Source organism: Cribrihabitans marinus (assembly GCF_900109035.1).
Classification (GTDB): Bacteria; Pseudomonadota; Alphaproteobacteria; order Rhodobacterales; family Rhodobacteraceae; genus Cribrihabitans; species Cribrihabitans marinus.
Genome location: NZ_FNYD01000010.1, coordinates 104,008 through 128,088, shown reverse-complemented (window position 1 = coordinate 128,088; position 24,081 = coordinate 104,008). Strand labels below are relative to the sequence as shown.

The following is a 24,081-nucleotide window of genomic DNA, read 5'->3' as shown; positions in this document are numbered from 1 at the left end:
CGGGAGCGCTGGCCCAGTGCTTTTCAAATGCCTTACATCTCGTGGACTTGTGCCACTTCGACCGTGCCTTTGCCGCCGTCGAGGATCGGGCAACCCTTGGCCATCTCGCACGCAGCCTCCATCGTGTCCGCCTTGACGACGGTGTATCCCGAAAGCGGATTCGAGCCGCCGTTGTCGTCGATGCCAGATGTGGTGACCGTCTTCGAGATGCCGACAGGCGCACCGCCATCGACGAGCGCCTCGCCCATCTCGCCGTACCAGGCCTGCCAGGCAGCCATCACTTTCTGCCCCTCCTCGGGTGTCTCGGGCATTCCGCCGCCATGATAGGCGAATACATAATTGGGCATAGTTCCTCCTCCTGTTTGCGGGCCGCGTCAGGCCAGCCCCTTTTGAAGTTTCTCGAAAATCGACAGCCAGCCCTTGGTGTGACCCGCACGGGCCGTGTCGGTGCCGAGGTCATAGTGGCACAGCACCATCCTGGCCCTGTCGTCATCGACCTCGTCGATCTCGATTGTCACATGCGTTTCCGCACCACGCGGACCCCCGGGGCCGCCTTCGTGCCAGGCCCAGGTAAACGCGATGAGCCGCGGGGGATCGACTTCCGTGACCTCGCCGGACACTTGTCTCAGCGTGCCATCCGGAGATTTCATGATCGAATACCAGGGACCGGGTCTGGAGAAATCCAGGTTATGCTCGGGCACGATCATCCCGTCATGCCCCCACCATCGCACCATGTTTTGCGGCTGGCTGATCATTTCGAACACCCGCTGTGCCGAGGCAGGCAGAACTCGTTCCAGACGCACGACGTCGGTCACCTGGCATCCTCCCGCAAGGCGGCTTCGATCCGGTTCATGCTTGCCTCCCAGAATTCCCGGTGATCCATCGTCCAGTCCGACACCTGCCGTATCGCCTCGGGTCGCACGGAATAGAGCCGGTGCTTGCCGGCAACCTTTCGGTTCACAAGCCCCGCCGTGTGCAAGACAGACAGGTGGCGCGACACCGCCGGGCCGGAAATGTCGAACCTTTCACAGATCTCACCTGCCGGTGTTTCCCCTTCGCGCATCAGGGTTTCGATGATCTCCAGGCGGCAGGGATCGCTCAGGGCTGCGAATATCGAGGACACATGGCTCATTCACAACATTTAGCAGATTCGTTAAATGAAGGAAAGAATGATCGTGATTTTCGCTTCGAGGTGAATTGCCCAGCTGCGTCTGCTCACCTCAAAACGGTGGCCGGGCCCCTGCCCGACCCCCCGCAGGGTTCCCTTGCCAGAACCGGCCCCGACTTGTCAGGCGGCCCAGCCCAGCTTGTGTACATGGATCTCGAAGGTCGGATGCATCTCCGCGCCAACCACCTCCGCCTTGTGGTGGCGGTAGATCGACCGCCAGTAGGGCTGAATGATCACGCCTTCGTCCTGCATGATCTTCTGCAACTTGGCCATGACGGAACGCCTCTGGTCCGCATCTGCAATGGCCAGCGCCTCACCCAGCAAAGCGTCGAATTCGGCATTGGCAAAGGCACTTTCGTTCCAGGGCTCGCCCGATCTGTAGGCAAGCGCCAGAACCTGCACTCCCAGGGGCCGCTGCGCCCAATCGGTGGTCGAGAAGGGATATTTCGCCCAGTCGTTCCAGAAGGTCGACCCGGGCAGCACGCTGCGCGTCACGTTGATGCCGGCATCGCGCAACATCGCCGCGGCGGCGTCGGTGGTGTTCTTGCGCCAGGTGTCGTCGATCGAGATCAGCTCGTGCTCGAAATCGGCCAGTCCCGCCTCGTCCATCAGTGCCTTTGCACCGGCAGGGTCGAACACCGGTGCCGGCAATTCCGCGTATTCGGGGTGGATCGGCGAGACATGGTGGTTTTCGGCCACCCGTCCATTGTCGGAAAAACCGAGTTCCAACAGCACCTTGTTGTCCACCGCCATCGCCAGGGCCCGCCGCACGCGGGCGTCGGAATATGGCTTGATCCCGCCAACCTCTGCGGCCTGATTGGGACGGATGACAACCGTGTTGGCCGTCACCGCTTCGGATTTGGTCCAACCGATATCGTCCAGCAACAGGATGAACTCGCCCAGCGACTCGTAGATCATGTCCACCTCGTCGGCATCCACCGCTGCCACGATCGCCGTCTGATCCGTGCCGAAGTCCAGGTATTCGATCCGGTCCAGATAGGCACCTTCACCCCACCAGTCGTGGTCTTCGTTCCGCACCAGAACCGCCCTTTCGCCCACTTCGAACTCGCCCGGCAGATAAGGGCCGGTGCCGATGGGGTTGGCCAGCGGATCGCCGTCAAAGCTTTGATGCACGATGGCCGCCGGGTAGTCCGAGAACCCCGCGATCAGGGTTATGTCGGGTTGACCCAGTGTCAGACGCAGCGTCGTGTCGTCTACGACCGCGATCGCGCCGTCCCGCGCCTGCCCGGTCGCATCATCGATGAGCGAGGCCATGCGCGAGGCCATCGAGTTGCCCTCGGCGGACTTGTCGCACCAGCGCGCGATGTTGAAGGCCACGTCCTCGGCGGTGAAATTATCGCCGTTGTTCCAGCGTACACCGGGTCGGACGTTGAGCGTGTATTCGGTTGCGTCATCACTGACCTCCCAGCCTTCCAGCAGCATCGGCGCAAAACTGCCGTCGGTCTGGTACTCCACCAGGTATTCCAGATAGCCTCGGGTAAAGTTCGACATCTGCGGCCAGTCAAACGATCGCGGGTCCTTCAACGCCTTTACTGTGGATTCGATCCGCAATGTGCCGCCCGACTGCGCGTGTGCGGCGGCCCTGGCCGGCTGCGACAGGCCCAGCAGCCCATAGGCCGCGGCAGAACTGACGCCCAGCGAGGTCGCGCGCGTCAGGAATTCACGGCGCGAAAGCGTACCCTCGGTCACTTCATCGGCATAGGCCCGCGCGGCGGGGTGGACGTTCTTGGAAAAGGTCATGTGCTTCTCTCAGGTATTGGTCAAAATCAGGAGCGGCATGCTCTGTCGGAGCAGAAACGGCTCAGAGCGCGCCCATCGCACCCATTGATCGAAGTCAGAACTGATAGTCCAAAAACGACACGCTGAATCAAAAACGACATCGCCGCCAAATGCAAGCTCACATATCAGAAGAGCCGTCACACGGAGTCGAACCGCTCGCGCCTGGAGCATCGGCGCGGTTTGGGTGGAACCTGGATCGGAAGGTGACGCCGCGCTGCGCGTTGAAGAAGGTATCGACACAGGCAAATGCCTGCCGAATTGACATTCGGCGAAAACGCCTCGGCACGTACAATCACGCCCCGGTCACGCAGAAGCGGCAGGCAACTGAAACGACCCACTATTACGGCCACCCCGATTTGTGCGTCTCTCGACCCAAGCCGGCTACCGAATATCCGGACCCACGGCATTCCCTGATTTTGCCGATTGCGCACAGGCCAGCGCGATTGCCAGCGCGGCGCGTCCGTCTTCGGCGGTGGCGGAGGGGGCCCGCCCGGATGTGACGGCCTGGTGGAATTCGTCGAGTGCGTTGTAGAATGACCGGTCATAGCGTTCGAGAAAGAAATGCTTGAGCCGCTCGAGAGCCCGGGTTCGCCGCTTGTCCCAGTGTAAAAGGTTGTCGTCGCGATGGTTCACGGTCTGAACCATGCCGGCATCTCCAAAGGCCTCGAGCCGCTGGTCGAAGCCATAGGCACAGGCCCGCGAATTGTTGATATGCGCCAGCGCACCGGATGGCATCTTCAGCGTGGTCATCGTCATGTCGAAATCGCCTTCGGCGCCGATCCGGTCATCGAACATGCAGGACCCGGCAGCCATCACCTCGACGGGACGTTCCCCGGCGATCCAGCAGAGCAGGTCGATATCGTGGATCGTTGCATCGACGAAATAGCCGCCCGAGCCGCGCACGTAGTCGATGGGTGGCGGGCTGGGTTCGCGCGACCAGCTCATCAGCATGTTCAGGCGGCCGACCTCGCCGTTCCTCACCGCATCGCGCAACGCTGCATTGTCCGGATCGAAACGCCGGTTGAAGCCCAGCATGAACGGCACCGGATGGGCGTCCAGAGCCGCCATGGCCCGATCCACCCGCTCGAGCGACTGATCCAGCGGCTTTTCGCAATAGATCGGCTTTCCGGCACGGGCGGCCTGTTCGATATAGTCGACATGGGTATCTGTCGGCGTGGCGATCACCACCGCATCGACCCTTGGATCCGCAAGCACGGTGCCGAGATCATCCAAGGCACGCCCGCCATAGTCCTCGGCGGCCTTTTGGGCCGACGCGATGCGGGGGTTATAGACTACCTCGAGCCGCAATCCGGGATGGGCATTGATCTTGGGGCCATAGACATGGGCCATGCGGCCGGTGCCCATCAGGGCCAATCCGAGGGTCGGCATCACGCGGTCTCCCAGGCGTCTTCGAGGATCAGGACGGCGGCCTTCTCGCCGATCATGATCGCGGCGGCGTTGGTGTTGCCGGTGACGATGCGCGGCATGATCGAGGCATCGGCCACGCGCAGCCCAACGATCCCGTGAACCCGCAGGCGCGGATCGACCACGGCATCCTTGCCGATGCCCATCTTGCAAGTGCCTACCGGGTGCAGCAGGGACAGGCCATTGGCACGGCAATAGTCGAGCAGCTCGGATTCGGACCGGACGTCCTTGCCGGGTGCCAGCTCGTAGTCGACGCAATCCGACATCGGCGGCGTGGCGGCGATCTTGCGACCGAATTGCAGCCCGGCGATGGCGGCACGCTGGTCGGACTCGTCGGCGAAGAAATTGAACTGGATCTCCGGTTGCATGGTCGGGTCCGGGCCGGTTATCCGGACATGGCCGCGGGAGTTTGGCCGCATGTGTTCGGCCAGGATGGTGAAGCCCGAAAACGGGCGCGGCCTGAGCTGCTCATCCGTGCACCAGGCCATGAAGGTCACCATCATGTCGGGTCGGTCAACCCCGGGACCGGAACGGATGAAGGTGTTGGAATAATTGCCGTTGTCGGCAAAGGGACCGGTGCGCAGCACCAGGTGGCGCAGGAGTTGCACTCCGCCCTTGAGCTTGTTGTTATAAAGATCGTTGACCGTCGAGTGTACGGTCGAGCGGTATTCGGCCCCGATGCCGAAATGGTCCTGCAGGTTCTCGCCAACGCCCGGCAGATCGTGTAGCACGTCAATCCCATGCGCGCGCAGGAGGGCACCCGGACCGATGCCGGAAACCTGCAGAAGCTGCGGGGAATTGAAGGTGCCCCCGCACAGGACGATCTCGCGCCGTGCCGAAGCCCGATGCGCGCCGCGCCGTTCCGTCCAGCGCACACCGGTGGCCCGACGCCCTTCCAGCGTGATGCGCTCGACCATGGCGCCGAGCTTCAGGTCGATCCTGGACTTGGCCGCCCCTCGCAGATAGCCGGCCGCCGTGCTCCAGCGCATGCCGTTCCTTGTGGTGGTCTGGACATAGCCCGTGCCTTCCTGCTGCGCCCCGTTGAAGTCGTCGTTGCGCGGCACGCCCAGCGCCTCGGAGGCAGCATGGAAGGCTTCGCCGAGAACATGCTCCGTGCGGATGTCCGAAACCGCGACAGGACCGCCAGTTCCATGATATTCGTCAGCGCCACGTTCCTGGTCTTCGCAGGACTTGAAACAGGGCAGCACACCGTCCCAGCCCCAGCCAGTGCAACCTGCCGCTTCCCAGCCGTCGAAATCCTCGGGCTGGCCGCGCATGTAGATCATTCCATTGATCGCTCCGGTGCCGCCCAGCACCTTGCCGCGCGGCTGAAACAGGCGGCGGTTGTTGAGATGCGGCTCGGGTGCGCTTTCATAGCACCAGTTCACCTTGGGATTGGCGTAGAGCATCGAGTAGCCGAGCGGAATGTGAATGAACGGGTTCCGGTCCTTTCCGCCCGCCTCCAGCAACAACACCGATTGACCGGCCTCGGCCAGTCGGCCAGCCACGGCGCATCCCGCGGAGCCCGCGCCGATCACGATGTAGTCGTACTCCGGTTGCGCCATCGTCTCCTCCGCCCCGCAGACCCTGTCCGCGAAAGGTCGCATGGCGGTGCCTTGTCGCAGAACAACCGAAATGTCAGATTTGGACAGACCACGGCTGGCTTGGAGACATGGATCTGAAAAAAGGGAACCACAGGGCCAACCGGACGACAGGGACTGTCAGATGACGCGCGAGGAATTGCTGCGAATACTGAACTTCGTGGAATCCAATCGTGAGATATCCGAGAAGCGCACACGCCTGGCCACGGTCGATCCGCGTTGGAACATCGTATCCTATGCAATGCGGCGGCATCTGGAGGGTAAGCTTCTCACGGTGACATCGGCCGCGATGGCCGCAGATGTTCCGTATGGAACGGCCATGCGGAGGATCTCCGAACTGATAGACGAGGGCCTGCTGCACAAACGGCCGAAATCGCGCTCGGGAAAGTCCTTTTCGCTGCACCCGACGCGCAAGCTGATCGCGGAGTTCGAAAGCTTTGCGATGCAACTCAAGGCGATGGTGGGCAACACGTTCGGGTTCACCACCGGCGACAGCGAAATGGGCGATTTCTATTTCGGCGGCTACTACATGGCCTCCCGCACCCTGCCTTATCCCAGCGCAATGCGGGCCGGCGTGGGGGTGGACCGGACCTTTCGGATCCTCAGCCCCATCGATCCCACCTTCAAGACCTTGAGCGAGTTTTCATCCAATCTGGACGAGCTTTGCGGCACCAACATCGAGATCGTCAACCTGCCGCTGGACGAACTGCATGGCGAGATCATGAACAACGCCCAGCGCCAGGTTTCGGGGTATGATCTGATGGCGGTGGACCTGCCCTGGATCGGCCAGCTTGCCACCGAGGGCGTGATCGAGCCACTGGACGAGATCATGCGGGAAGAGCGCTACAACCCGTCGGATTTCCACAACGCGGCCTACAAGGGGTCGACCTGGAACAACATCCAGTTCGGCCTGCCAATCCAACCGACGGCGGAATTGCTTTTCTGCCGATCGGACCTGTTTGCCGAGGCTGGCCTGTCCTGCCCGACAACAACCGAAGACCTGCTTCTGGCGGCGCGGGTTTTGCACCGGTCAGGCTTCAACCTGTCGGGGATCGTGATGAATTTCGGACGCGGCACGCCCGTGGCGCATACCTTCGTTCAGACGCTTGCGGATTTTGGCCAGCCGATCATCAATCTCGATCCGCTGGGCGACGAGTTCAATGTCTTTGAAATCGAGAAGGAGAACTATCGCCCGCAACTGCTCAGTGATGCCGCGCGGGACACGGCGGAATTCCTGCTGGAACTGGCAGAGTTTTCCCACAAGGACAGCCTGACCTGCAACTGGGATCGGCGGATCGGCATTTTCTCCAGGGGCGAAGCGGCAATGACATACGGGTGGAGCATCCGTGCCGCGGCGTTCGAGCTCGACCAAAGCTCTCCGGCACATGGCAATGTGCGCTTTGTGCCGCATCCGCACGGTCCGGGCGCGTGTACGGTTTCACCGATCGGCGGGTTTTCCCTTGCGGTGCCCGCAGGTCTCAGCGACGAGCGCAAGAAGGCGTCCTGGAAGGTCATGGAGTATCTGACGCGTCCGGAAATGCTCAAGTGGTATGTGCTGAACGGAAACCTTACCAGCCCTCGATTTTCGACCAGCGCCGATCCAGAGGTGCAGGCCAGTTCGTCGATGATCAGCGAGATCGACGCGATGGAGCGCCGGGGCGAACTTCAGACCTGGCCGCGCCCGCCAATCCCCGAGTTCAGCAATTTGCTGAGCGTGCTGGGCGACGAGATTCACATGATGTTGCAGGGGGCGCTGTCCGTGAAAGAGGCACTGGTCCGGTCGCAGAACCGGATCGACGCCATCATGCGCGAACGCGGGCATTATTGAAGCATTGATCCGGGCCGCGCCGGGGGGCGCGGCCCGGATCATCATGCTGTTGGACTTACCACGAAGGACGCTCGAACTCGTCCACGTTCTCGGGCAGGACCTTGGGCGTTTCGATGCCCTGCAGTTCCGGCACCTCGATACCGTTGGCCACCTTGATCGCCGTTTGAATGGCGAGGATCGCATCATCGACTGGCGATTGCTTGTTCGAGCCCGAGTGCCAACCGGCTTTCATCGCGTCCCAGCCCTCGCCGAACTGGTTGCAGGTCACGACCTTGACCTCACCGGGCTCCTTGCCGGCCCCCTGCAGAGCGCTGATCACGCCAAGTCCCATACCATCGTCGAAGGCATAGACCCCGTCGATCTCGTCACCGAATTGGGTCAGGAAAGTCTCCATCACGGTCTGGGCCTTCTCACGGTTCCATTCCGCGGTCTGGCTGGCCAGGATTTTGATCTCCGGATAGGTGTCGGCCATCTTGTCGAGGAAGCAGTTCTTGCGCAGGATCGACACGGTGTAACCGGGCGTACCCTCGACCACCACGATATTGCCTTCGCCGCCTAGAGCATCGCCCAGCATTTCCGCCGCTTGCTCGGCCTGAGCGCAGTCATCGGGGCCGGTGTGGCCGACGATATAGCGTCGCCCGGCCTCGCCGATGGGCGAGTTCGAGGTGATCACCGGGATGCCGGCGCGCGACGCGTTCCGAATGGCCGGGATGAGGGCGTTCTGCGAAGTCGGCCACACGACCAGCGCATCGGGGTTCTGCGAGGCCATGTCCTGGATCTGGTCGAACTGAACGGCTGGGTCGCCCTGCGGGTCCATCACGGTTGCCTGAATGCCCAGCTCCTTGGTGTAGGCCTCGGCCGTTTCGGCGTATTTCGCCTGATAGGCATTCGAGCCGGGATAGAGCACGGTGATGCCGATGCGGGTCTCCGACAGTGGTTTCTTGAGTTCGCCGCCAAGCCATTCCGGCGCGTCCTGCGCGGCTGCGACACTCGCCGCGCATGTGAATGCGGTCGCAAGGGCCAGTGCCTTGGTCAAATTCGTCATTTTTTCCTCCTCTGAACGCCGCCATTCCTCCTTGTCGCAATCCCCGTTGGCAGCGTGCGGGGTGCTTGCCCAAGACTGTTCGGCAGAAGACGGGCAGGCTCAATCGTTGAAATATCCAAATCTGACGATCGGGGATTTGCGCCTTAGGCTCTGGCCGGAGAAGGGTTCGCAGGGCTGGCCCCGACAAAGACTCATTTTGGACGAAACGGCAGTTTTGAAGCGAAGTCACGCTGCCTATCGTCGCTTCAGGGAGGACATCTGTTAATGAGACAGACGATGAATGGCGTGCTGCGCCGTCATGGGCTGGTACTGGCATTCCTGGTTTTTCTGGCGGGCGTCGCGCTGAATGCCGAGGCCTTTCTGACCCCGGGCAACATCCTGGATGTGCTGCGCCAGGTCTCGATCACGGGCATGATGGCGCTGGGGGTCACATTCGTCGTGCTGACCGGACGGCTGGACCTGTCGGTGGGTTCGCTCCTGACATTGCTCACCGTGATCGTGGTAGATCAGCACAATATCGCGGGACCGTTCCCGGCCATCGTCATGACACTTGCTGCAGGTCTTGCGGTGGGGGCGCTCAACGGGCTGCTCGTGGGCTTTGTCGGGCTGAACGCGCTGATTGTCACCCTGGCAATGTTATCGTTCTTACAAGGACTTGTGCTGTTCTATTCGGGTGGATCAAACGTCAATGTGCAAAACGCGCAAGAGACCTGGTTCGCCGTGTTCGGGCGCGGAGATTTCCTTGGCCTACCGGTTCCGGTGATCCTGTTCCTGGTCGGTGCAGTCGTCGCGGGGCTGGTCCTGCAATTCACCAGTTTCGGGCGCCGTGTCTATGGTGTCGGTGGCAACGAGACGGCCAGCATCTTTTCCGGGATCGACGCGCGCTGGACGGTGTTCTGGACCTATGTCGTCTCGGGATTCACCACGGGCGTCGCCGCCATCATCATGGGCAGCCGGGTCATGGGCGCGCAGAACACGATCGGCCAGGGCTATGAACTCACCGTTCTGGCCGGCGTCATCCTCGGCGGCACCTCGCTCCTGGGGGGCTCGGGCAGCGTCTGGCGTACGGTGATCGGCATCTCCATGCTGGGTTTCATCCAAAACGGACTGCTGCTTCTCGGGTTCGCCTATTACGTGCAATGGCTCGTCACATGGGCCGTCATCATCATCGCGGTCTGGATCGATCTGGGCGCCAAGCGCGGGAGGATCCTCGCATGAGCCAGGCAACAGATATCCGGGCTGGATCGCCACTTCAAAGCGTCGTGTCCTGGCTGTTGAGAAACCACATCTGGGTGTTTCTTGCGCTGACCGTGACCGTGTTCTCGCTGGCCAGCCCGTATTTCCTGACGGTCAACAATCTCGGCAACATCCTGACCCAGGCGGCCTTTATCGGGATCCTGGCCATCGGCATGACAATGGTGATGATCGACGGCGAGATCGACCTATCCGTGGGCGCGGTGCTTGCCCTGGCCTCGGCACTGGCCATCGGTTTGCAGGACCACATGGGCGTCTGGCCCGCCGTCTTCCTGGGGCTGCTCTCCGGCGCGGCGCTTGGATTTCTCAACGGCACATTGGTCGCTCTGTCCGGGATGCACTCGTTCATCGTCACGCTGGGCGGGCTGATCGGCATTCGCGGACTGGTATTCGTCTATTCCGGCGAGAACGCCCTGATGGTGCCCGATTTCAGCTATACCGAGATCCCCGAGATCTATCTCGGCCCCATCTCGCTGACGGCGATCATCTTCTTCGCGCTGGCGGTTCTCTTCCAATGGGTGTTGTCGAGCACCCGCCACGGACGCGAAACCTATGCGGTGGGCGACAATATCGAGGCCGCCCATGACGCGGGCATCAACGTCAGACGCCACAAGATCATCAACTTCACCATCTGCGGCACGTTGGCGGCGGTCTGTGGCATCCTGCTGTCCATGCGCCTGGGTACCGCCGAGCCCAATGCCGGCAAGATCTGGGAGCTCTGGACCATCATCGCCGTGGTTCTGGGTGGAACACGGTTGCAGGGCGGCTTCGGCAGCATGTGGATGACCATTGGCGGTGTGCTTACGCTGGCGGTGCTGCGCAACGGCCTGCGCCTGCTGAACACCCCGAACTACGTGGAACTGATGGTGATGGGCGCGGTGCTCGTGCTTGCCCTGGTGCTGGACAAGCTGCTGAACCACGGGGAGGTGCCATGATGGAAGCCGCCATTCTCAAGGTCCGGGGAATCACCAAGACATTCCCGGGCGTCAAGGCGCTCGACGATGTCAGCTTTGACATCCAGCCTGGAGAGGTTCATGCGCTGGTCGGTGAAAACGGCGCCGGGAAGTCCACCCTGATGAAGGTGCTTGCCGGGCTCTACAAGCCCGATGGTGGCGAGATCGTCTATCAGGGCGCGCCGACGCAGGTCGCGGGTCCGCTGGATGCGCGGCAAAAGGGGATCCTGCTGATCCACCAGGAATTGTCGCTTTCGCCAGAGCTGTCGGTGGCCGAGAACATCTATCTCGGCGCCTGGCCCACCAACCGCTTCGGCGTGTTGAAGAAGCGCGAATTGCGCCGCAACGCCTCTGCGGCGTTGGACGCGCTGGGATGCGGCTTTGGCCCCGATGTGCGGGTCGGCACGCTCTCGGTCGCGATGCAGCAGATGGTCGAGATCGCCCGCGCCGAGGCCTTCAGCGCCAATGTTGTGATCTTCGACGAACCCACGGCCTCGCTGACCGACACCGAGAAGGATCAGCTCTTTCACACCATTCGCGGATTGAAGGAGCGCGGCGTGGGCATTGTCTATATCTCGCATAAGATGGACGAGATTTTCGACATCACCGACAGGATCACGGTCCTGCGCGACGGGCAGGTGCAGGGCACCGTGGACACATGCGACACCGATTTGAACCGGGTGACGCGCATGATGATCGGACGTACGCTGGACGCGTATTTCGTCAAGGCCAAGGCCGAGTTCGGATCCGAGGTGCTGCGCGTCGAGGGGCTGAGCAAGTCCGGCTTGTTTGACGATGTGTCCTTTTCGGTGAAGGAAGGCGAGGTGCTTGGGCTTTACGGTCTTGTTGGTGCGGGACGGTCCGAGGTGGTTGAAACCATCTTCGGCGTGCGCAGGGCGGATGCTGGCCGGCTGTTCTGGAAGGAAGGGCGGATCGACCTTCCAACGCCGCGGCAATCCATCGACATGGGCATGGCGCTGGTTCCGGAAAGCCGCAAGGAACAGGGCCTCGTGCTCATGATGGGCGGGCGCGAAAACACCTCGCTGCCGCATCTGCGGCTGTTCTCGGAAGTATCGATCATGAACAAGCCGCGGGAATTGGCGGTATTCGAGAAATACCGCTCGGCCCTGTCGATCAAGACCACCGGGCCGGACCAGGCGGTGTCGCAGCTTTCGGGCGGCAACCAGCAGAAATTCGTTTTGGCGAAATGGCTCTGCGCCGATCCCAAGCTGATCATCCTGGACGAGCCGACGCGCGGGATCGACGTCGGCTCGAAATCGGCGATCCATGAACTGATCGCTGACCTGGCCGAACGCGGGCTTGCGGTGATCGTGATATCCTCGGAAATGCCCGAGGTGCTGGGCGTCAGCCATCGCGTGCTGGCCATGTCCGAAGGCGCGGTCGTGGCTGAATTCGAGGGCGATGCGCTGACCGAAGAGCACCTGATCGACGCGGTGTCGCATCACCGGGGCGAGGCGGCGGCCTGATCGTCAGACAGGACGTGATCGGAAAACGGAACGGGAGACACGGAACATGACCAAGCCGGAGATCGGGATCGGACTGGTGGGGTCGGGCTTCATGGGGCGGTGTCATGCGAACGCGTTCCGCGCGGTCTCGGGGCTTTTCGACGTGCCGGTCGAACCGCGCCTGGCCGTTCTCGCGGATGCCAGTGATGAATTGGCGGCCAGGGCCGCGCAGGCGCTTGGATTTGCCCGCAGCACCGGGAGTTGGCAGGATCTGGTCGCCGATGACGCGGTGGATATCGTTGCGATCACCGCGCCCAACGTGCTGCATGCACCGATTGCCCATGCCGCGATTGACGCCGGCAAGACGGTCTATTGTGAAAAGCCGCTGGCGACCACGGCAGCCATCGCGCTTGAGATGACCGAGGCCGCCGAGGCGGCGGGCATCGTCACACTCGTCGGGTTCAATTTCCTGCGCAACCCGATGATCCGGCTGGCGCGCGGGATCATCGCATCGGGCGAGATCGGTGAGGTCACCGGGTTTCGCGGACGCCATGCCGAGAATTACATGGCCGATCCGGATGTGCCGCACTCCTTCCGAACGGACCCTCGGGGCGGCGGCGCGCTGGCCGATATCGGCAGCCACATCATTTCGATGGCGCGCTTCCTGCTGGGTCCGATGGCCGAGGTGCAGGCGGATTGCAGGACCATCCATTCCACCCGGCCCACGGCCCTGGGCGCGCGCGAGTGTGCGCCCGTCGAGGTGGACGACATGACCCACGCGCTTGTGCGCTTCGAATGCGGAGTGTCAGGCAGTCTCGAGGCCAACTGGGCGGCGACCGCCCGCACGATGGACCTGTCATGGGAAATCACCGGAACCAAGGGCGCGCTGGCCTTCAGCCAGGAACGCATGAACGAACTCCTGCTATGGTCCGGCGGACCCGAGCGTTGCGGTTACACGAGACTGGAGGCCGGCCCCGCTCATCCACCCTATGGCGCCTTCTGCCCTGCCCCCGGTCATCAGCTGGGTTTCAACGACCTCAAGGTGATCGAGGTTGCCGAATTGCTCGAAGCCCACGCAGGCGGCGCTGCCTGTGAGCCGGATTTTCGGGAAGCTTTCGAGGTCCAGCGCACGGTGGAGGCGATGCAGCAGTCGCATGCGACCGAACAGTGGGTGTCTCTCTGAAGGCTCCGCCTTTTCTATCGGCCAAACTCGATGGATCAATCCATTGGTGCGTCGTTGGCTCAAGGCATATTGAAAGCCTGCGGGGCGCGGCGGTGCTGACACCGCAATGTCTTTGGCACCGACGACTGGGCTTTGGACGGTCATGACCGTTCCGCTGAAAGCAGTTCGCCATATCCCGAAAGAGCTTCGCCGATGCCAGCCAATTGCATTGCCTGAAACATCATCGCCTGGTTCGAGCTGATCACCGGTTTGCCCAAGGCACGCTCTAGCCGGGCGATGGTCTCGACGCTGCGCATGTCGGTGCAGGACAACACAACGGCCTGGGCCTCGGGATGATCGGCAGCAAGCCCCAGCTCGAAAACCGCCTGCGGGTCCAGTTCGCCCTGTCCGTAGTTGTCCAGCACTTTGCCTGTTTCAGACCGTGCCACGGTCTTGATGCCGGTTTCCGACAGGAACGCGATTGCCAGATCATTGATTGTGCTCACATAGGGCGAGGCGAACCCGATTTGGTGCAATCCCAGGACTTCCAGGGCATGCACCAGGGCGCCGGCCGCGGTCACGGTCTCGGCCCCGCTGGCCGCCTTGATCCGTCCGGCAAGATCACGGTCGAAGGCAAAACCATGGGTCAACGTGGCCGAGGTGCAGCCATAGAGGATCACGTCCGGCCGCACGGCCTGTAACAGGCGCAAAGGCTCATCCAGATCGCTGGCGCCCAACCCGTGCATTTGCTCGGCATCGGGGATCTCGTCCTGATCGTAGCCCGCGACACGGGCGAAATGCAGCGACACGCCATCAGGCCGCAGAAGCGCCATGTCGGGTTCGAGGTTGGTGTTGGTGAATGGCACCAGAATTCCGAACCGTGCCTGCCCGCGTGATTGCGTCATGCCCTCTCCGCCTCGGCCCAGTGTTCCAGCAGCCCGGCCGCCAGGTCGAGCGTGTCTGCCGCGCCAATAGTGATGCGCAGGCAGTCCGGCAGACCCGCACCGCCCTGGGCACGTGCGATCACGCCTTCGGCCCGCAAGGCGCCATCGGCGCGCCGGGCCGCATCGATGCTGGCAAACCTGACAATGGCGAAGTTGGTGAAGCTCTCTGTCAGGTTGAAGCCGGCAAGTCGCAGGCGGTCGACAAATCTGTCCCGCAGCCGGCCGGTCAGCGCGCAAGTCTCGCGCATATAGCCCTGATCGACCAGCGCCGCGGCGGCCGCGGCCTGCCCGGCCGCCGAGACGTTGTTGGGGTTCATCACCTTGCGCAGTTGATCGGCGATGGCTGTCGGGAAGTAGCCCCAGCCGACCCGCATTCCCGCCAGCGCGTAAGCCTTCGAGAAGGTGCGCAACACGACGGTATCACCGCCGTCGATCAGGTCGAACATGGGCGCGTCCAGGCGGTCGGCAAATTCGCCATAGGCTTCGTCGATCACCAACAACACCTGACCTGGCAGACCATTTCGCAAGCGGCAGAGCTCAGAGCGGGAAATGCGCGTGCCGGTGGGATTGCCGGGATTGGCCACAAGGACGATGCGCGTGTCCGGGCGCACCGCGTCGAGCAGGGCGTCGACCGAAACGCCGTCTCTTGTCTCCGGCGCCCTGTCGAACCGTGCGCGGGCCAGCCGGGTTGCCGTTTCGAAGAACGGATAGGCATGGGCCGGGGCCAGCACCGCACCCTGTTCATCCGCAAAGGCCCGGGTCAGGCAGCCGATCAGCTCCATCGAGCCATTTCCGCACAGGATTCCGGCCGCCGCGATCGCGTGCCGTTCCGCCAAGGCCACGCGCAATGCCCACCAGTCCGGGTCCGGATACAGATGGCCGGCCGCCAGCGCACTGGCGGCAGCCTCGATCGCAAGCGGGCTGGGTGCGCGCAGGGCTTCGTTCTGTGACAGCGAGACGACGCGCTTGCCCGCAGGTGCCTTCAACTCGGCCAGCGCATAGGGTGACATCTTTTCGATATGGTCGACGGCGCGGATCATCGGGTGAACCCATAAGTTTCGCGGGCAACTTCGTCGCTGATCAACTCCTCTTCCAGATCGCGCTCGACATCCTGGCGGCTGCGCGCGCGAGGGTCGCCGAATCCGCCACCGCCCGGGGTTTCGAAGACCAGGGTCTCACCTGCCTTCACCCTGACTTCGCCCTTGCCGGGCAGGTCCGGCCGGTCATCACCGATACAGATGCGCCCGGCTGCGCCCTCACGGCCGCCGTTGCGTCCGCGCGCCGGGTTCAGGACCCTCTCGACGGAAAGAAACAGCATGAAGTCCTCGCCAGTGGAGGAGCGCAGCTCGATATGCTGCCCGAGCCCGCCACGCATCTTCCCTGCCCCGCCGCTGTCGGGTTTCAGTTCCCGCCTTTCGAACAGGACCGGTGCCACTGCCTCGGTGGTTTCCACCTGGCTTCCCCAGACGCCCGAAGGAAACGCGGTGGCCGACAACCCGTCCAGGCCGGGCCGCGCACCGGTGCCGCCGCTGAACACCAGTTCCAGCGCGAACTGCGTATCGCCACGCGCAACCGCCTCAGGCACGTGTCGCAACGGCAGATCGTACATGCAAGATGCGCCCTCGGCGGGCACCTGATCGGGCAGAACCTGTGACAGGCAGCCATAGACCAGATCGGGTGTCATCTGCCCCAGCGTGTGACGCATGGCGACGGGCGCAGGCGGCTGCGCATTGAGGATGCAGTTCTTTGGGCCGACAACGCGGAACGGCGCCAGCGATCCGGCATTGTTGGGAATGTCCGGGCCGATGATGCAGCGCAGCGCAAAGACCGAATACGCGGTGGCGTAGTTGAGCGGTACATTGATACCCTTGGCCGAAAGCCCGGAGGTTCCGTCGAAGTCCAGAAGGATGCAATCGTCCTCGATGGTCAGCGCGGCATGCAGTTCGATCCCGCGCTCGTATCCATCCACTTTCAACACGTTCGTCCGCGTTCCCTTCGGTAGGTCGCCGATGCGTTCCACCGTGCCGCGATAGGATGTGTCGATGATGAAATCCGCCAACTCGTCCAGACGCTCTATGCCAAACTCTTCCATCATGCCCGCCAGCCGCCTCGCCCCTGTCTCGCAACAGGCGACGAGCGCATAGATGTCGCCCTCATTGGCGACGGGTTCGCGCGAATTGGCCTTAACGATCGCCATCAGGAGCGCGTTCAGCTCTCCGCCATCCACCAGCTTGCAGGGCGGGATCAGCAGGCCTTCGTCGTAGATGTCCGATCCCTCCGGCCCCATGCCGAGGCCGCCCAGATCCACCAGATGCGATGTGCAGGAGGTAAAACCGACCGCGCGCCCCCGAAAGAACACCGGCATCATCAGCAAGAAGTCGTTCAGATGCCCCGAGGCGATCCACGGATCGTTGGTCATGTAGATGTCGCCGGGCCTCATGTCCCGAAGGTCGAAGCGACCGCGCAGGGTCTTCACCGCCTCGGCCATCGTGTTGATATGGCCCGGGGTGCCGGTCACCGCCTGCGCCAGCATGCGGCCGCGAAGGTCGAAGATCCCGGCGGAGATGTCGCCGCATTCGCGCACGATGGGTGAAAACGCCGCACGGATCAGGGCCTGGCCCTGTTCCTCGACCACGGCCAGAAGCCGGTTCCACATGACCTGCAGTCTTGTATTGCTGTTTGTCACGGTTTTTCCTCCGGGTTTCGAACCAGCCAGATATTGCCGGCGCTATCCAGATGTGCCGAGAAATCCGCGCTGACGAATGTGGTCGTCTGGGGCTCGATGATCAGGGCCGGACCATTCAGGAAGTCTCCGGGTCTGAGCATCGCGCGGTCATGAACATCCGCCTCGCACCATTCGCCTGTGACGTCGCACAGGATGGATCGGCGACCGGTGGGGCGCACCTGCCGCTTCGAGGTCGGCGCGGGATACCGTTCGGGTTTGCGCGGCTCGGTCGAGACCTGCAGCGACCAGTTCAGTATCTCGATCGGCATGTCCGGAACGGTGCGGCTGAACTGGCGGCTGTATTCCTTTTCGAAGCTGCGGCGCAGGTCGGGGATGTCGCTTTCTTTCAATGTGCGGTCGGGGAGAGCGACTTCGACTTCATGGCCCTGCCCGCGATAGCGCATGAAGGCCAGGCGGCGTTGTTTCAATGCCGCTTCCGGCGCGCCTGCGCGCACCACTGCCCGCGCCTCGGCGGTCATCTCCTTGAAGAAGGCGTTGAGCCCATCAAGGTCGAACGCGTTGACGGTAACATAGCGCGTGCGGACGATCTCGTAAGAGACCGGCGCATGCAGGAACCCCACGGCAGATCCCACGCCCGGATCCCGGGGGATCAGGATCCGCTCGATCCCTGCGCGCCGCGCCACCCGGGTCGCGTGCAAGGGACCGTTTCCGCCGAAGGCGATCATCAGACGCGTGCCCAGATCCTTGCCCGATTCCACGGCGTGCATCCGGCCGGCATTTGCCATGTTCCCGTCGACGATTTCGCTGATCCCATGCGCGGCCCGGGCGGCACCAAGCTCCAATGCCGCGCCGACAACACGCTCCAACGCGGATTTCGCGGCATCCACGTCGATCGCAAGCCGGCCTTCCGCAAAGCGGCCGGGCTCGATCAGGCCCTGCACGACGTCGGCATCTGTTACGGTGGGGTCCGCACCGCCCCTGGCAAAGGCAGCGGGACCCGGCATGGACCCCGCACTCTCCGGCCCGACCTGCAGACGGCCAAGCCGGTCGACATGCGCGATCGAGCCGCCCCCGGCACCGATCTCGATCATCTCGATCACCGGGATGCGCACCGGCATGCCCGATCCCCTGATGAACCGTGCCGCCCGCGCGATCTCGAACTTGCGCGCGGTCTGCGGGCGGAAATCGTCGATCAGGCACAGCTTGGCGGTTGTGCCGCCCATGTCAAAACTCAGAACCTCGCGCGCGCCTGTTTCGGCCGCGACGCGCGCGGCAAGAATGGCACCGCCCGCCGGGCCGGACTCCACCAGCCGGATCGGCAGACGTGCCGCGGTTTCCATCGTGCTCATGCCGCCACCCGCAGTCATCATCAGGATCGGACATGTCAGACCTTCGCGTGCGAACCGCGTCTGGAATTCGCCCAGGTAACCCGCAATCAGCGGCTGAATGTAGGCGTTGGCGATGGTGGTCGAGAGCCGGTCGAACTCGCGGGCCTCTGGACTGACCTCATGCGACAGCGAGATCACCAGATCCGGCAGTAGCGCCTTCAGAAGCTCGCGCAGCCTCAGTTCATGGGTCGCGTCCGCATAGGCGTGCAGCAGGCAGATTGCCACCGCGCCGGCGTTGCAGGCCGTGATCTGATCCGCCAGCCGGCTGACCGACGCTTCGTCCAGTGGCCGCAGGACATGCCCCCCGGCATTCATGCGCCCGCCGATCGTGAAGGCGCGCGACCTGGGAACGATCAGGTCGGGCTTGACCAGGTTGATGTCATAGGGGCTGTAGCGGCGCTCATTGGCGATTTCGAGAATGTCACGGAAGCCTTCGGTGGTCACAGTGGCCACGACCGCACCGCGTCGTTCGATGAGGGCGTTTGTGGCCAGCGTGGTGCCGTGGATGAAACTCATGACCTTCGACCAGTCGGCGTCGGCCTGGGACATCACCCGCCGGGCCCCTTCCAGCGCCCCCAGCGCTGGATTTTCGGGGGTGGTGGGGGTCTTCGTACTGGCAATGATCCGGCCTTGCACGTCGGCAAGAACGGAATCCGTGAAGGTTCCACCGATATCGACGGCAAGGCGGAGTCCGTTCTCGATGTTCATGATAGCCAACCGAAAGGGGATAGTCGGGTAATGCGCACAGGCGGATCGACACGTGCCGAAAACGGCAAACACTCGGTCCCGGGTTACACCACGAGGTCGCAGCCGGTTGCCCGGCGTCCCAGATCTGGCCCTTCGGTTGAGGCTGGCATTCGGCAACCCTCGCCCATTGCGATGCAAGAACGCTGCATTAGGCAAGGACGCGTTGTCAATTGAAACGCGCATGGATCCAGCACGCGTCTGGTCACGGAATCCGTCGTGCTTCAAGCACAGATCCCGATCCACAGGCCGAAAACCGGGCGTTGATCTGCCGTGGCCGGTGATCGGTCGCCTGCAGGTCCGGAAGCCGCCGCTCAGCGACTCCGGCCCCGGCAACGACCCGGTCGATGCCCGTTGATCCTCAAAGGCACTCAGCCAGCGTTGTCGCCATTTTCTTCAGCAGTTGGGGGTAGAGGTCCGGTCCCGGCTCAAGCTCGGCGCCCAGCGGATCGATCACGCCGGTGCTCGCCCCTGTGCCATCCAGAACCGCGTCGACGATCCCCGCGTTGAACTGCGGTTCGGCCAGAACGCAATCAATGCCTTCCTCGCGGATCCGTTCCCGGATTTCCGCAATTCGTGCGGGGCTCGGGTCGGTCGCATCACTGAGAGAAATCGCGCCCGAGGCGGGAAAGTCGAAGGCGGTTTCGAAATACTGGTAGGCGTCGTGAAAGACGATGAAGCTGCCCTCCCGCACCGGGTCGAGCGTTGCCCGGATCTCGGCGGACAGGGCCTGCATCTCTTCGCGGGCCGCCGACGCGTTGGCGAAATACGTGCCCGCATTCTCGGGATCGGCGGCAGAGAGCTGTGCCGCGATCAGGTTCAGCCAGGACCCGGCGTTTTCAGGCGACAACCATGCGTGGGGATCGTGTTCGTCATGCTCGTCATGGCCGTGATCGTCGGGGACTTCACCCTCGGCATGCTCCTCGCGCTCATGCGCTTCGAAGAGCGTGCCTTCCCGGAAATCCAGAAGGACCGTCCCCTCGGCGTCCAGAAGCGTGGTGACGGCGGCACCCTCGGCCAGGGTCTGCACCGCGTCCTCCATCCAGGGCGTCAGAACGTCACCCATCCAGAACACCACGTCCGCCTTTTGCAGGGAAGCGGCCTCGGACGGGCGGAGACTGTATTCATGGGGCGAGGCACCCGGTTGCACGATCAGGTCCGGCGTCCCGACCCCCTCCATCACGCGGGCCACAAGCGAATGGATCGGCGCGATATCGACGGCCACACCGGGCACGTCGGCCAGCGCCGTACCCCCCATCAGGACGGCCGAGGCGGAGAGTGAAAGCAGGTTTCTGGACATTGGATCTTCCATGTGATCTTATAACGTTCCAAGCGACATAACTGAAATGTAATATCATGACAAGTAGCGTGAACCCCAAGGACGCACCAAGCGCGGCCCCGCTGGGGTTTCAGAACCACGATCACCGCGCCTGCGTGGCCGGGGCCCTTGCGACGGCCGAATCGCGATGTGCGGCCGACGGGCTGCGCCTGACCCCGGTCCGGCGCAAGGTGCTGGAGTTGTTGCTGCAGGAACACCGCGCCCTCGGCGCCTATGCGATCCTCGATCTGCTGCGCGAGGCCGGATTCGGCTCGCAGCCGCCGGTTGCCTATCGCGCGCTCGAATTCCTTGTCGAAAACGGGTTCGTTCACAAGGTCGAACGCCTGAACGCATTTGTCGCCTGCGCCCATCCGGGCCGAATGCACTCGCCTGCCTTCATGATCTGCCGTTTGTGCGAAGCCGTGGCCGAGGCCCCGTCCGCGCCCGCAAGAGGCGCGTTTGGCGCTGCCGCAAGGGCCGCAGGGTTTCAGATCGAACGTACGGTCGTCGAGGCCGAAGGGGTCTGCCCTTCATGTGCCGCGAAGGGCGACGCATGAGCCTGATCGAGATCGACAACCTCAGTATCCGTTACGGCGCAAACACGGTTCTGCACCACGTTCGCCTGAAGGTGGAGCCAGGCGAGATCGTCACGATCGTCGGACCGAACGGGTCAGGCAAGACGAGTCTGCTCAAGGCCATTATCGGAGCGACGGCGCCGGCAACCGGACAGGTCAGGCTGCGGCCCGGTCTGCGGATCGGCTACGTGCCGCAGCGGCTGCATATCGACGCGACCTTTCCGATCACCGTGGAACGGTTCATGAGCCTGACGGGCCGGGTGTCCCGCTCGGACTGCGCGGCGGCACTTGAGGCCGCCGGAGTGCCGGACCTGCTGAAACGGCAGATGTCGCAGCTATCCGGCGGGCAGTTCCAGCGCGTCCTGCTGGCCCGCGCCCTGATCAATCGGCCCGAGGTCCTTTTGCTGGACGAGGCGACGCAAGGCCTGGACCAGCCCGGCTCGGCCGGGTTCTACCGGCAGATCGAAGCGGTTCGGCGGGACACGGGTTGCGCCGTGCTCATGATCAGCCACGAGCTTCACGTGGTGATGAGCGCGTCGGACAGGGTGATCTGCCTGAACGGCCATGTATGCTGTGAGGGAACGCCGGACGTCGTGGCGTCCGCCCCGGAATACCGTGCGCTTTTCGGCACGGGAACGGGCGGCGCGCTGGCGCTCTACCGCCACGATCATGACCACGACCATGACCATTCCCATGGCCACGAGGCAGCAGAGTGATGCTCGACGATTTCATGACCCGCGCAAGCCTGGCCGGGATAGGCGTGGCCCTGGCCGCGGCCCCCTTGGGCTGTTTCGTCGTCTGGCGCCGCATGGCCTATTTCGGCGATGCCACGGCGCATGCGGCAATCCTCGGGGTGGCCCTGTCCCTGGCCCTTCAGTTGTCCATCTTTGTCGGCGCCATCGTTGTCGCGTTGATCATGGCCCTTACCGTCACGGCCCTGGCCGGGCGCGGCTATGCGATGGACACATTGCTGGGAGTCCTGGCCCATTCCGCCCTCGCCTTCGGGCTGGTCGCGGTCTCGTTCCTGTCCGGCATCCGGATCGATCTGATGGCCTATCTCTTCGGCGACATCCTTGCCGTCTCGCGTAGCGACCTGCTTGTCATCTGGGGCGGTGCGACATTGGTTGTCGCCCTCATCGCCTGGCGCTGGTCCCCTTTGCTGACGGCGACACTGAACGAAGAGCTGGCCTATGCCAGCGGCATCGATCCCAGGCGCGAGCAACTGATCCTGACGGTCGCCCTTGCGATCACAGTGGCGGTCGCCATCAAGGTCGTGGGTGTGCTGTTGATCGCGGCGATGCTGATCATCCCCGCCGCAGCCGCCCGCAGCCTTGCCCGAACCCCGGAGGCGATGGCCCTGATCGCGGCCGTCATCGGCACGATATCGGCGGTCGCGGGCCTGCGCGCCGCGTATTTCCTGGACACGCCCGCCGGCCCCTCCATCGTCTGCGTCGCGGCCGTCCTGTTCGCGGCACTCAGTGCTGTCAATTGGCGAAACCGCGCCGGGACCTGATTGTGCGGATTACAGACAGAGTATCTCGGCCGAATTGCGCCTGGCGCCGAACTGGGCATGTATCGGTTTGAAGCAACACTTTTGACTGAGCGCCCTTGGGTCGCCACGCGCTTTGCCTGCTGACACGCGAACCACGCGCGTGGCACCTGTCCCTTTGTACACCGCGCGTGTCAGGGCGCCGCGGCGGGTATGTTCTCGCGCAGGATGATCCGTGGTTCGATGGGTTTGAGCGACAGGAGAGGCGTCGTCGCCGCGATCGAGCCCAAAAGGCGGATCACCGCCTGTTCGCCGACAAGCCTCGGGTTCTGGTCGATGACGACATCGACCAATTGCCTTCTCAGCCACTCGCGCGAACTGTCGGTCAGGTCGTGCATGATCAGGCTGGGCCGCCGCGGGCCGAGGGGTTCGATGGCCTCGACGATGCCCGTCCGGCTTGCGCCCACGCAGTAGATCCCAGCGATATCCGGCATCCGGCGCAGCAGGTCGAGCGTTGCCGCATTCGAGCGGCGGTTGTCCTCGCCGGTCTCGATGGCCGATGCGACGGTCAGGGTCGGCAGTTGCTCGCGCAGGAATTCGCGAAAGCCCCGCTCGCGTTCGGAATGCCCGTGAAACCTCCGCGAGCCGAGGATCACCGCCACGTTGCCGGTCCGGCCCTGCGCGAGCATCCCCATGATCTGACCCGCCGTCCGCCCGGCGATCCGGTTGTCGACACCGACATAGGACGACCGCGCCGTATCGGGCAGGTCGGACGCGATGGTGACTACCCGCACACCGCTTTCGCACAGCCGGTTGATCGTCGCCCGGCTGCGCGGCTGGTCAGTGGTGATGATCCCGACGCCATGAGTGTTCGGAGACACCGCGTCGAGCGCCCGGTCCAGCGCGTCGGGTCCGATCCCGTCCATGGTGACGATGTTGCACGATGCCACCAGCGGCAATGCCGTGGAAAGGTTGGTGATGCTGCGCGCCAGGTCGCGCATGAACTTGTTCTGGCCGAAGGGAATCAGGAACACCAGGTGCGCCGGTCGCGAGGGCAGTCTCACCATGCCTTCGGATGGCAGAACGCCCAGTTCCTCGGCCGCCTTCAGGACCCGGTGGCGGTTGGCGGCACTGACGCCCTTCCGCCCGTTGAGGGCCCTGTCGACCGTCGCCGTCGACAGGCCGGCGTGACGGGCAATATCGGGGATTGTGGCTTTTCTCATATCGGCGGACCC

Annotated in this window: 21 protein-coding genes; 8 read left to right on the top strand and 13 right to left on the bottom strand. The window is 63.4% G+C overall.

Annotated elements, in window-relative coordinates:
• Positions 1–32 precede the first annotated feature (32 nt).
• The 6 genes from BMX57_RS16420 to BMX57_RS16395 all read right to left on the bottom strand — a co-directional run bounded on the left by BMX57_RS16420 (position 33) and on the right by BMX57_RS16395 (position 5,958).
• Positions 33–347, bottom strand: a complete 315-nt coding sequence (locus tag BMX57_RS16420) for a YciI family protein (RefSeq protein WP_092369651.1) — start codon at positions 345–347, stop codon at positions 33–35.
• A 27-nt stretch (positions 348–374) separates the two neighbouring features.
• A complete protein-coding gene (locus BMX57_RS16415; protein WP_092369648.1) occupies positions 375–815 on the bottom strand; it encodes an SRPBCC family protein in 441 nt (146 codons plus the stop codon).
• Positions 812–1,132 carry an ArsR/SmtB family transcription factor gene (locus tag BMX57_RS16410; RefSeq protein WP_092369645.1) on the bottom strand — a complete coding sequence of 107 codons (321 nt, stop codon included), beginning with the start codon at positions 1,130–1,132 and terminating at the stop codon, positions 812–814. The genes BMX57_RS16415 and BMX57_RS16410 overlap by 4 nt, the downstream gene beginning before the upstream one ends.
• A 156-nt stretch (positions 1,133–1,288) precedes the next feature.
• On the bottom strand, positions 1,289–2,929 hold the full coding sequence (locus BMX57_RS16405; RefSeq protein ID WP_092369643.1) for an ABC transporter substrate-binding protein: 1,641 nt from the start codon (positions 2,927–2,929) through the stop codon (positions 1,289–1,291).
• Between the two features lie 420 nt (positions 2,930–3,349).
• Positions 3,350–4,357: an inositol 2-dehydrogenase gene (gene iolG, locus BMX57_RS16400; RefSeq protein ID WP_229724272.1), complete on the bottom strand. Its 1,008-nt coding sequence runs from the start codon at positions 4,355–4,357 to the stop codon at positions 3,350–3,352.
• Entirely contained in the window at positions 4,357–5,958 is a 1,602-nt protein-coding gene (locus BMX57_RS16395; RefSeq protein ID WP_092369637.1) for a GMC family oxidoreductase, read from the bottom strand. Before BMX57_RS16395 ends, iolG begins: the two co-directional genes overlap by 1 nt.
• Before the next feature lie 160 nt (positions 5,959–6,118).
• Between BMX57_RS16395 and BMX57_RS16390 the strand changes: the two genes are divergently transcribed.
• A complete protein-coding gene (locus BMX57_RS16390; protein WP_092369634.1) occupies positions 6,119–7,822 on the top strand; it encodes an extracellular solute-binding protein in 1,704 nt (567 codons plus the stop codon).
• 55 nt (positions 7,823–7,877) lie between these two features.
• Here the strand turns inward: BMX57_RS16390 and BMX57_RS16385 are convergent, their stop codons facing one another.
• On the bottom strand, positions 7,878–8,867 hold the full coding sequence (locus tag BMX57_RS16385; RefSeq protein ID WP_092369631.1) for a sugar ABC transporter substrate-binding protein: 990 nt from the start codon (positions 8,865–8,867) through the stop codon (positions 7,878–7,880).
• 264 nt (positions 8,868–9,131) lie between these two features.
• Between BMX57_RS16385 and BMX57_RS16380 the strand changes: the two genes are divergently transcribed.
• From BMX57_RS16380 to BMX57_RS16365, 4 genes are read left to right on the top strand one after another with little or no spacing between them, the layout of a single operon-like run.
• Entirely contained in the window at positions 9,132–10,085 is a 954-nt protein-coding gene (locus tag BMX57_RS16380; RefSeq protein ID WP_092369628.1) for an ABC transporter permease, read from the top strand.
• Positions 10,082–11,056, top strand: a complete 975-nt coding sequence (locus tag BMX57_RS16375; RefSeq protein ID WP_092369625.1) for an ABC transporter permease — start codon at positions 10,082–10,084, stop codon at positions 11,054–11,056. Before BMX57_RS16380 ends, BMX57_RS16375 begins: the two co-directional genes overlap by 4 nt.
• Entirely contained in the window at positions 11,053–12,561 is a 1,509-nt protein-coding gene (locus BMX57_RS16370; RefSeq protein ID WP_308419745.1) for a sugar ABC transporter ATP-binding protein, read from the top strand. Before BMX57_RS16375 ends, BMX57_RS16370 begins: the two co-directional genes overlap by 4 nt.
• 46 nt (positions 12,562–12,607) lie before the next feature.
• Positions 12,608–13,723 carry a Gfo/Idh/MocA family protein gene (locus BMX57_RS16365; RefSeq protein WP_092369620.1) on the top strand — a complete coding sequence of 372 codons (1,116 nt, stop codon included), beginning with the start codon at positions 12,608–12,610 and terminating at the stop codon, positions 13,721–13,723.
• A 140-nt stretch (positions 13,724–13,863) separates the two neighbouring features.
• On the opposite strand, the gene BMX57_RS16360 is transcribed toward BMX57_RS16365, so the two are convergent.
• The 5 genes from BMX57_RS16360 to BMX57_RS16340 form a co-directional block, all read right to left on the bottom strand.
• Positions 13,864–14,607, bottom strand: coding sequence for a maleate cis-trans isomerase family protein (locus BMX57_RS16360; protein ID WP_092369617.1), 744 nt, complete (start codon positions 14,605–14,607; stop codon positions 13,864–13,866).
• Positions 14,604–15,686 (bottom strand): pyridoxal phosphate-dependent aminotransferase, encoded by a 1,083-nt coding sequence (locus BMX57_RS16355; RefSeq protein WP_092369614.1) that lies wholly within the window; start codon positions 15,684–15,686, stop codon positions 14,604–14,606. Before BMX57_RS16355 ends, BMX57_RS16360 begins: the two co-directional genes overlap by 4 nt.
• Positions 15,683–17,332, bottom strand: coding sequence for a hydantoinase B/oxoprolinase family protein (locus BMX57_RS16350; RefSeq protein WP_092369611.1), 1,650 nt, complete (start codon positions 17,330–17,332; stop codon positions 15,683–15,685). Before BMX57_RS16350 ends, BMX57_RS16355 begins: the two co-directional genes overlap by 4 nt.
• Complete coding sequence (locus tag BMX57_RS16345) at positions 17,329–19,428, bottom strand: hydantoinase/oxoprolinase family protein (RefSeq protein WP_092369608.1); 2,100 nt, start codon at positions 19,426–19,428, stop codon at positions 17,329–17,331. The genes BMX57_RS16350 and BMX57_RS16345 overlap by 4 nt, the downstream gene beginning before the upstream one ends.
• 397 nt (positions 19,429–19,825) lie before the next feature.
• Positions 19,826–20,764, bottom strand: coding sequence for a zinc ABC transporter substrate-binding protein (locus BMX57_RS16340; protein ID WP_092369605.1), 939 nt, complete (start codon positions 20,762–20,764; stop codon positions 19,826–19,828).
• Between the two features lie 56 nt (positions 20,765–20,820).
• On the opposite strand from BMX57_RS16340, the gene BMX57_RS16335 reads away from it, so the two are divergent.
• Genes BMX57_RS16335 through BMX57_RS16325 form a run of 3 tightly spaced genes read left to right on the top strand, consistent with a single transcriptional unit; the run spans position 20,821 to position 22,870 of the window.
• The gene (locus BMX57_RS16335) at positions 20,821–21,339 is read left to right on the top strand and encodes a helix-turn-helix domain-containing protein (RefSeq protein WP_092369602.1); all 519 of its coding nucleotides are present in this window, start codon (positions 20,821–20,823) and stop codon (positions 21,337–21,339) included.
• Positions 21,336–22,073, top strand: a complete 738-nt coding sequence (locus tag BMX57_RS16330) for a metal ABC transporter ATP-binding protein (RefSeq protein ID WP_092369599.1) — start codon at positions 21,336–21,338, stop codon at positions 22,071–22,073. Before BMX57_RS16335 ends, BMX57_RS16330 begins: the two co-directional genes overlap by 4 nt.
• Positions 22,073–22,870 carry an iron chelate uptake ABC transporter family permease subunit gene (locus tag BMX57_RS16325; RefSeq protein ID WP_092369596.1) on the top strand — a complete coding sequence of 266 codons (798 nt, stop codon included), beginning with the start codon at positions 22,073–22,075 and terminating at the stop codon, positions 22,868–22,870. The genes BMX57_RS16330 and BMX57_RS16325 overlap by 1 nt, the downstream gene beginning before the upstream one ends.
• Before the next feature lie 170 nt (positions 22,871–23,040).
• Here BMX57_RS16325 and BMX57_RS16320 read toward each other — a convergent pair whose 3' ends face one another.
• Entirely contained in the window at positions 23,041–24,069 is a 1,029-nt protein-coding gene (locus BMX57_RS16320) for a LacI family DNA-binding transcriptional regulator (protein ID WP_092369594.1), read from the bottom strand.
• Between the last annotated feature and the right edge of the window lie 12 nt (positions 24,070–24,081).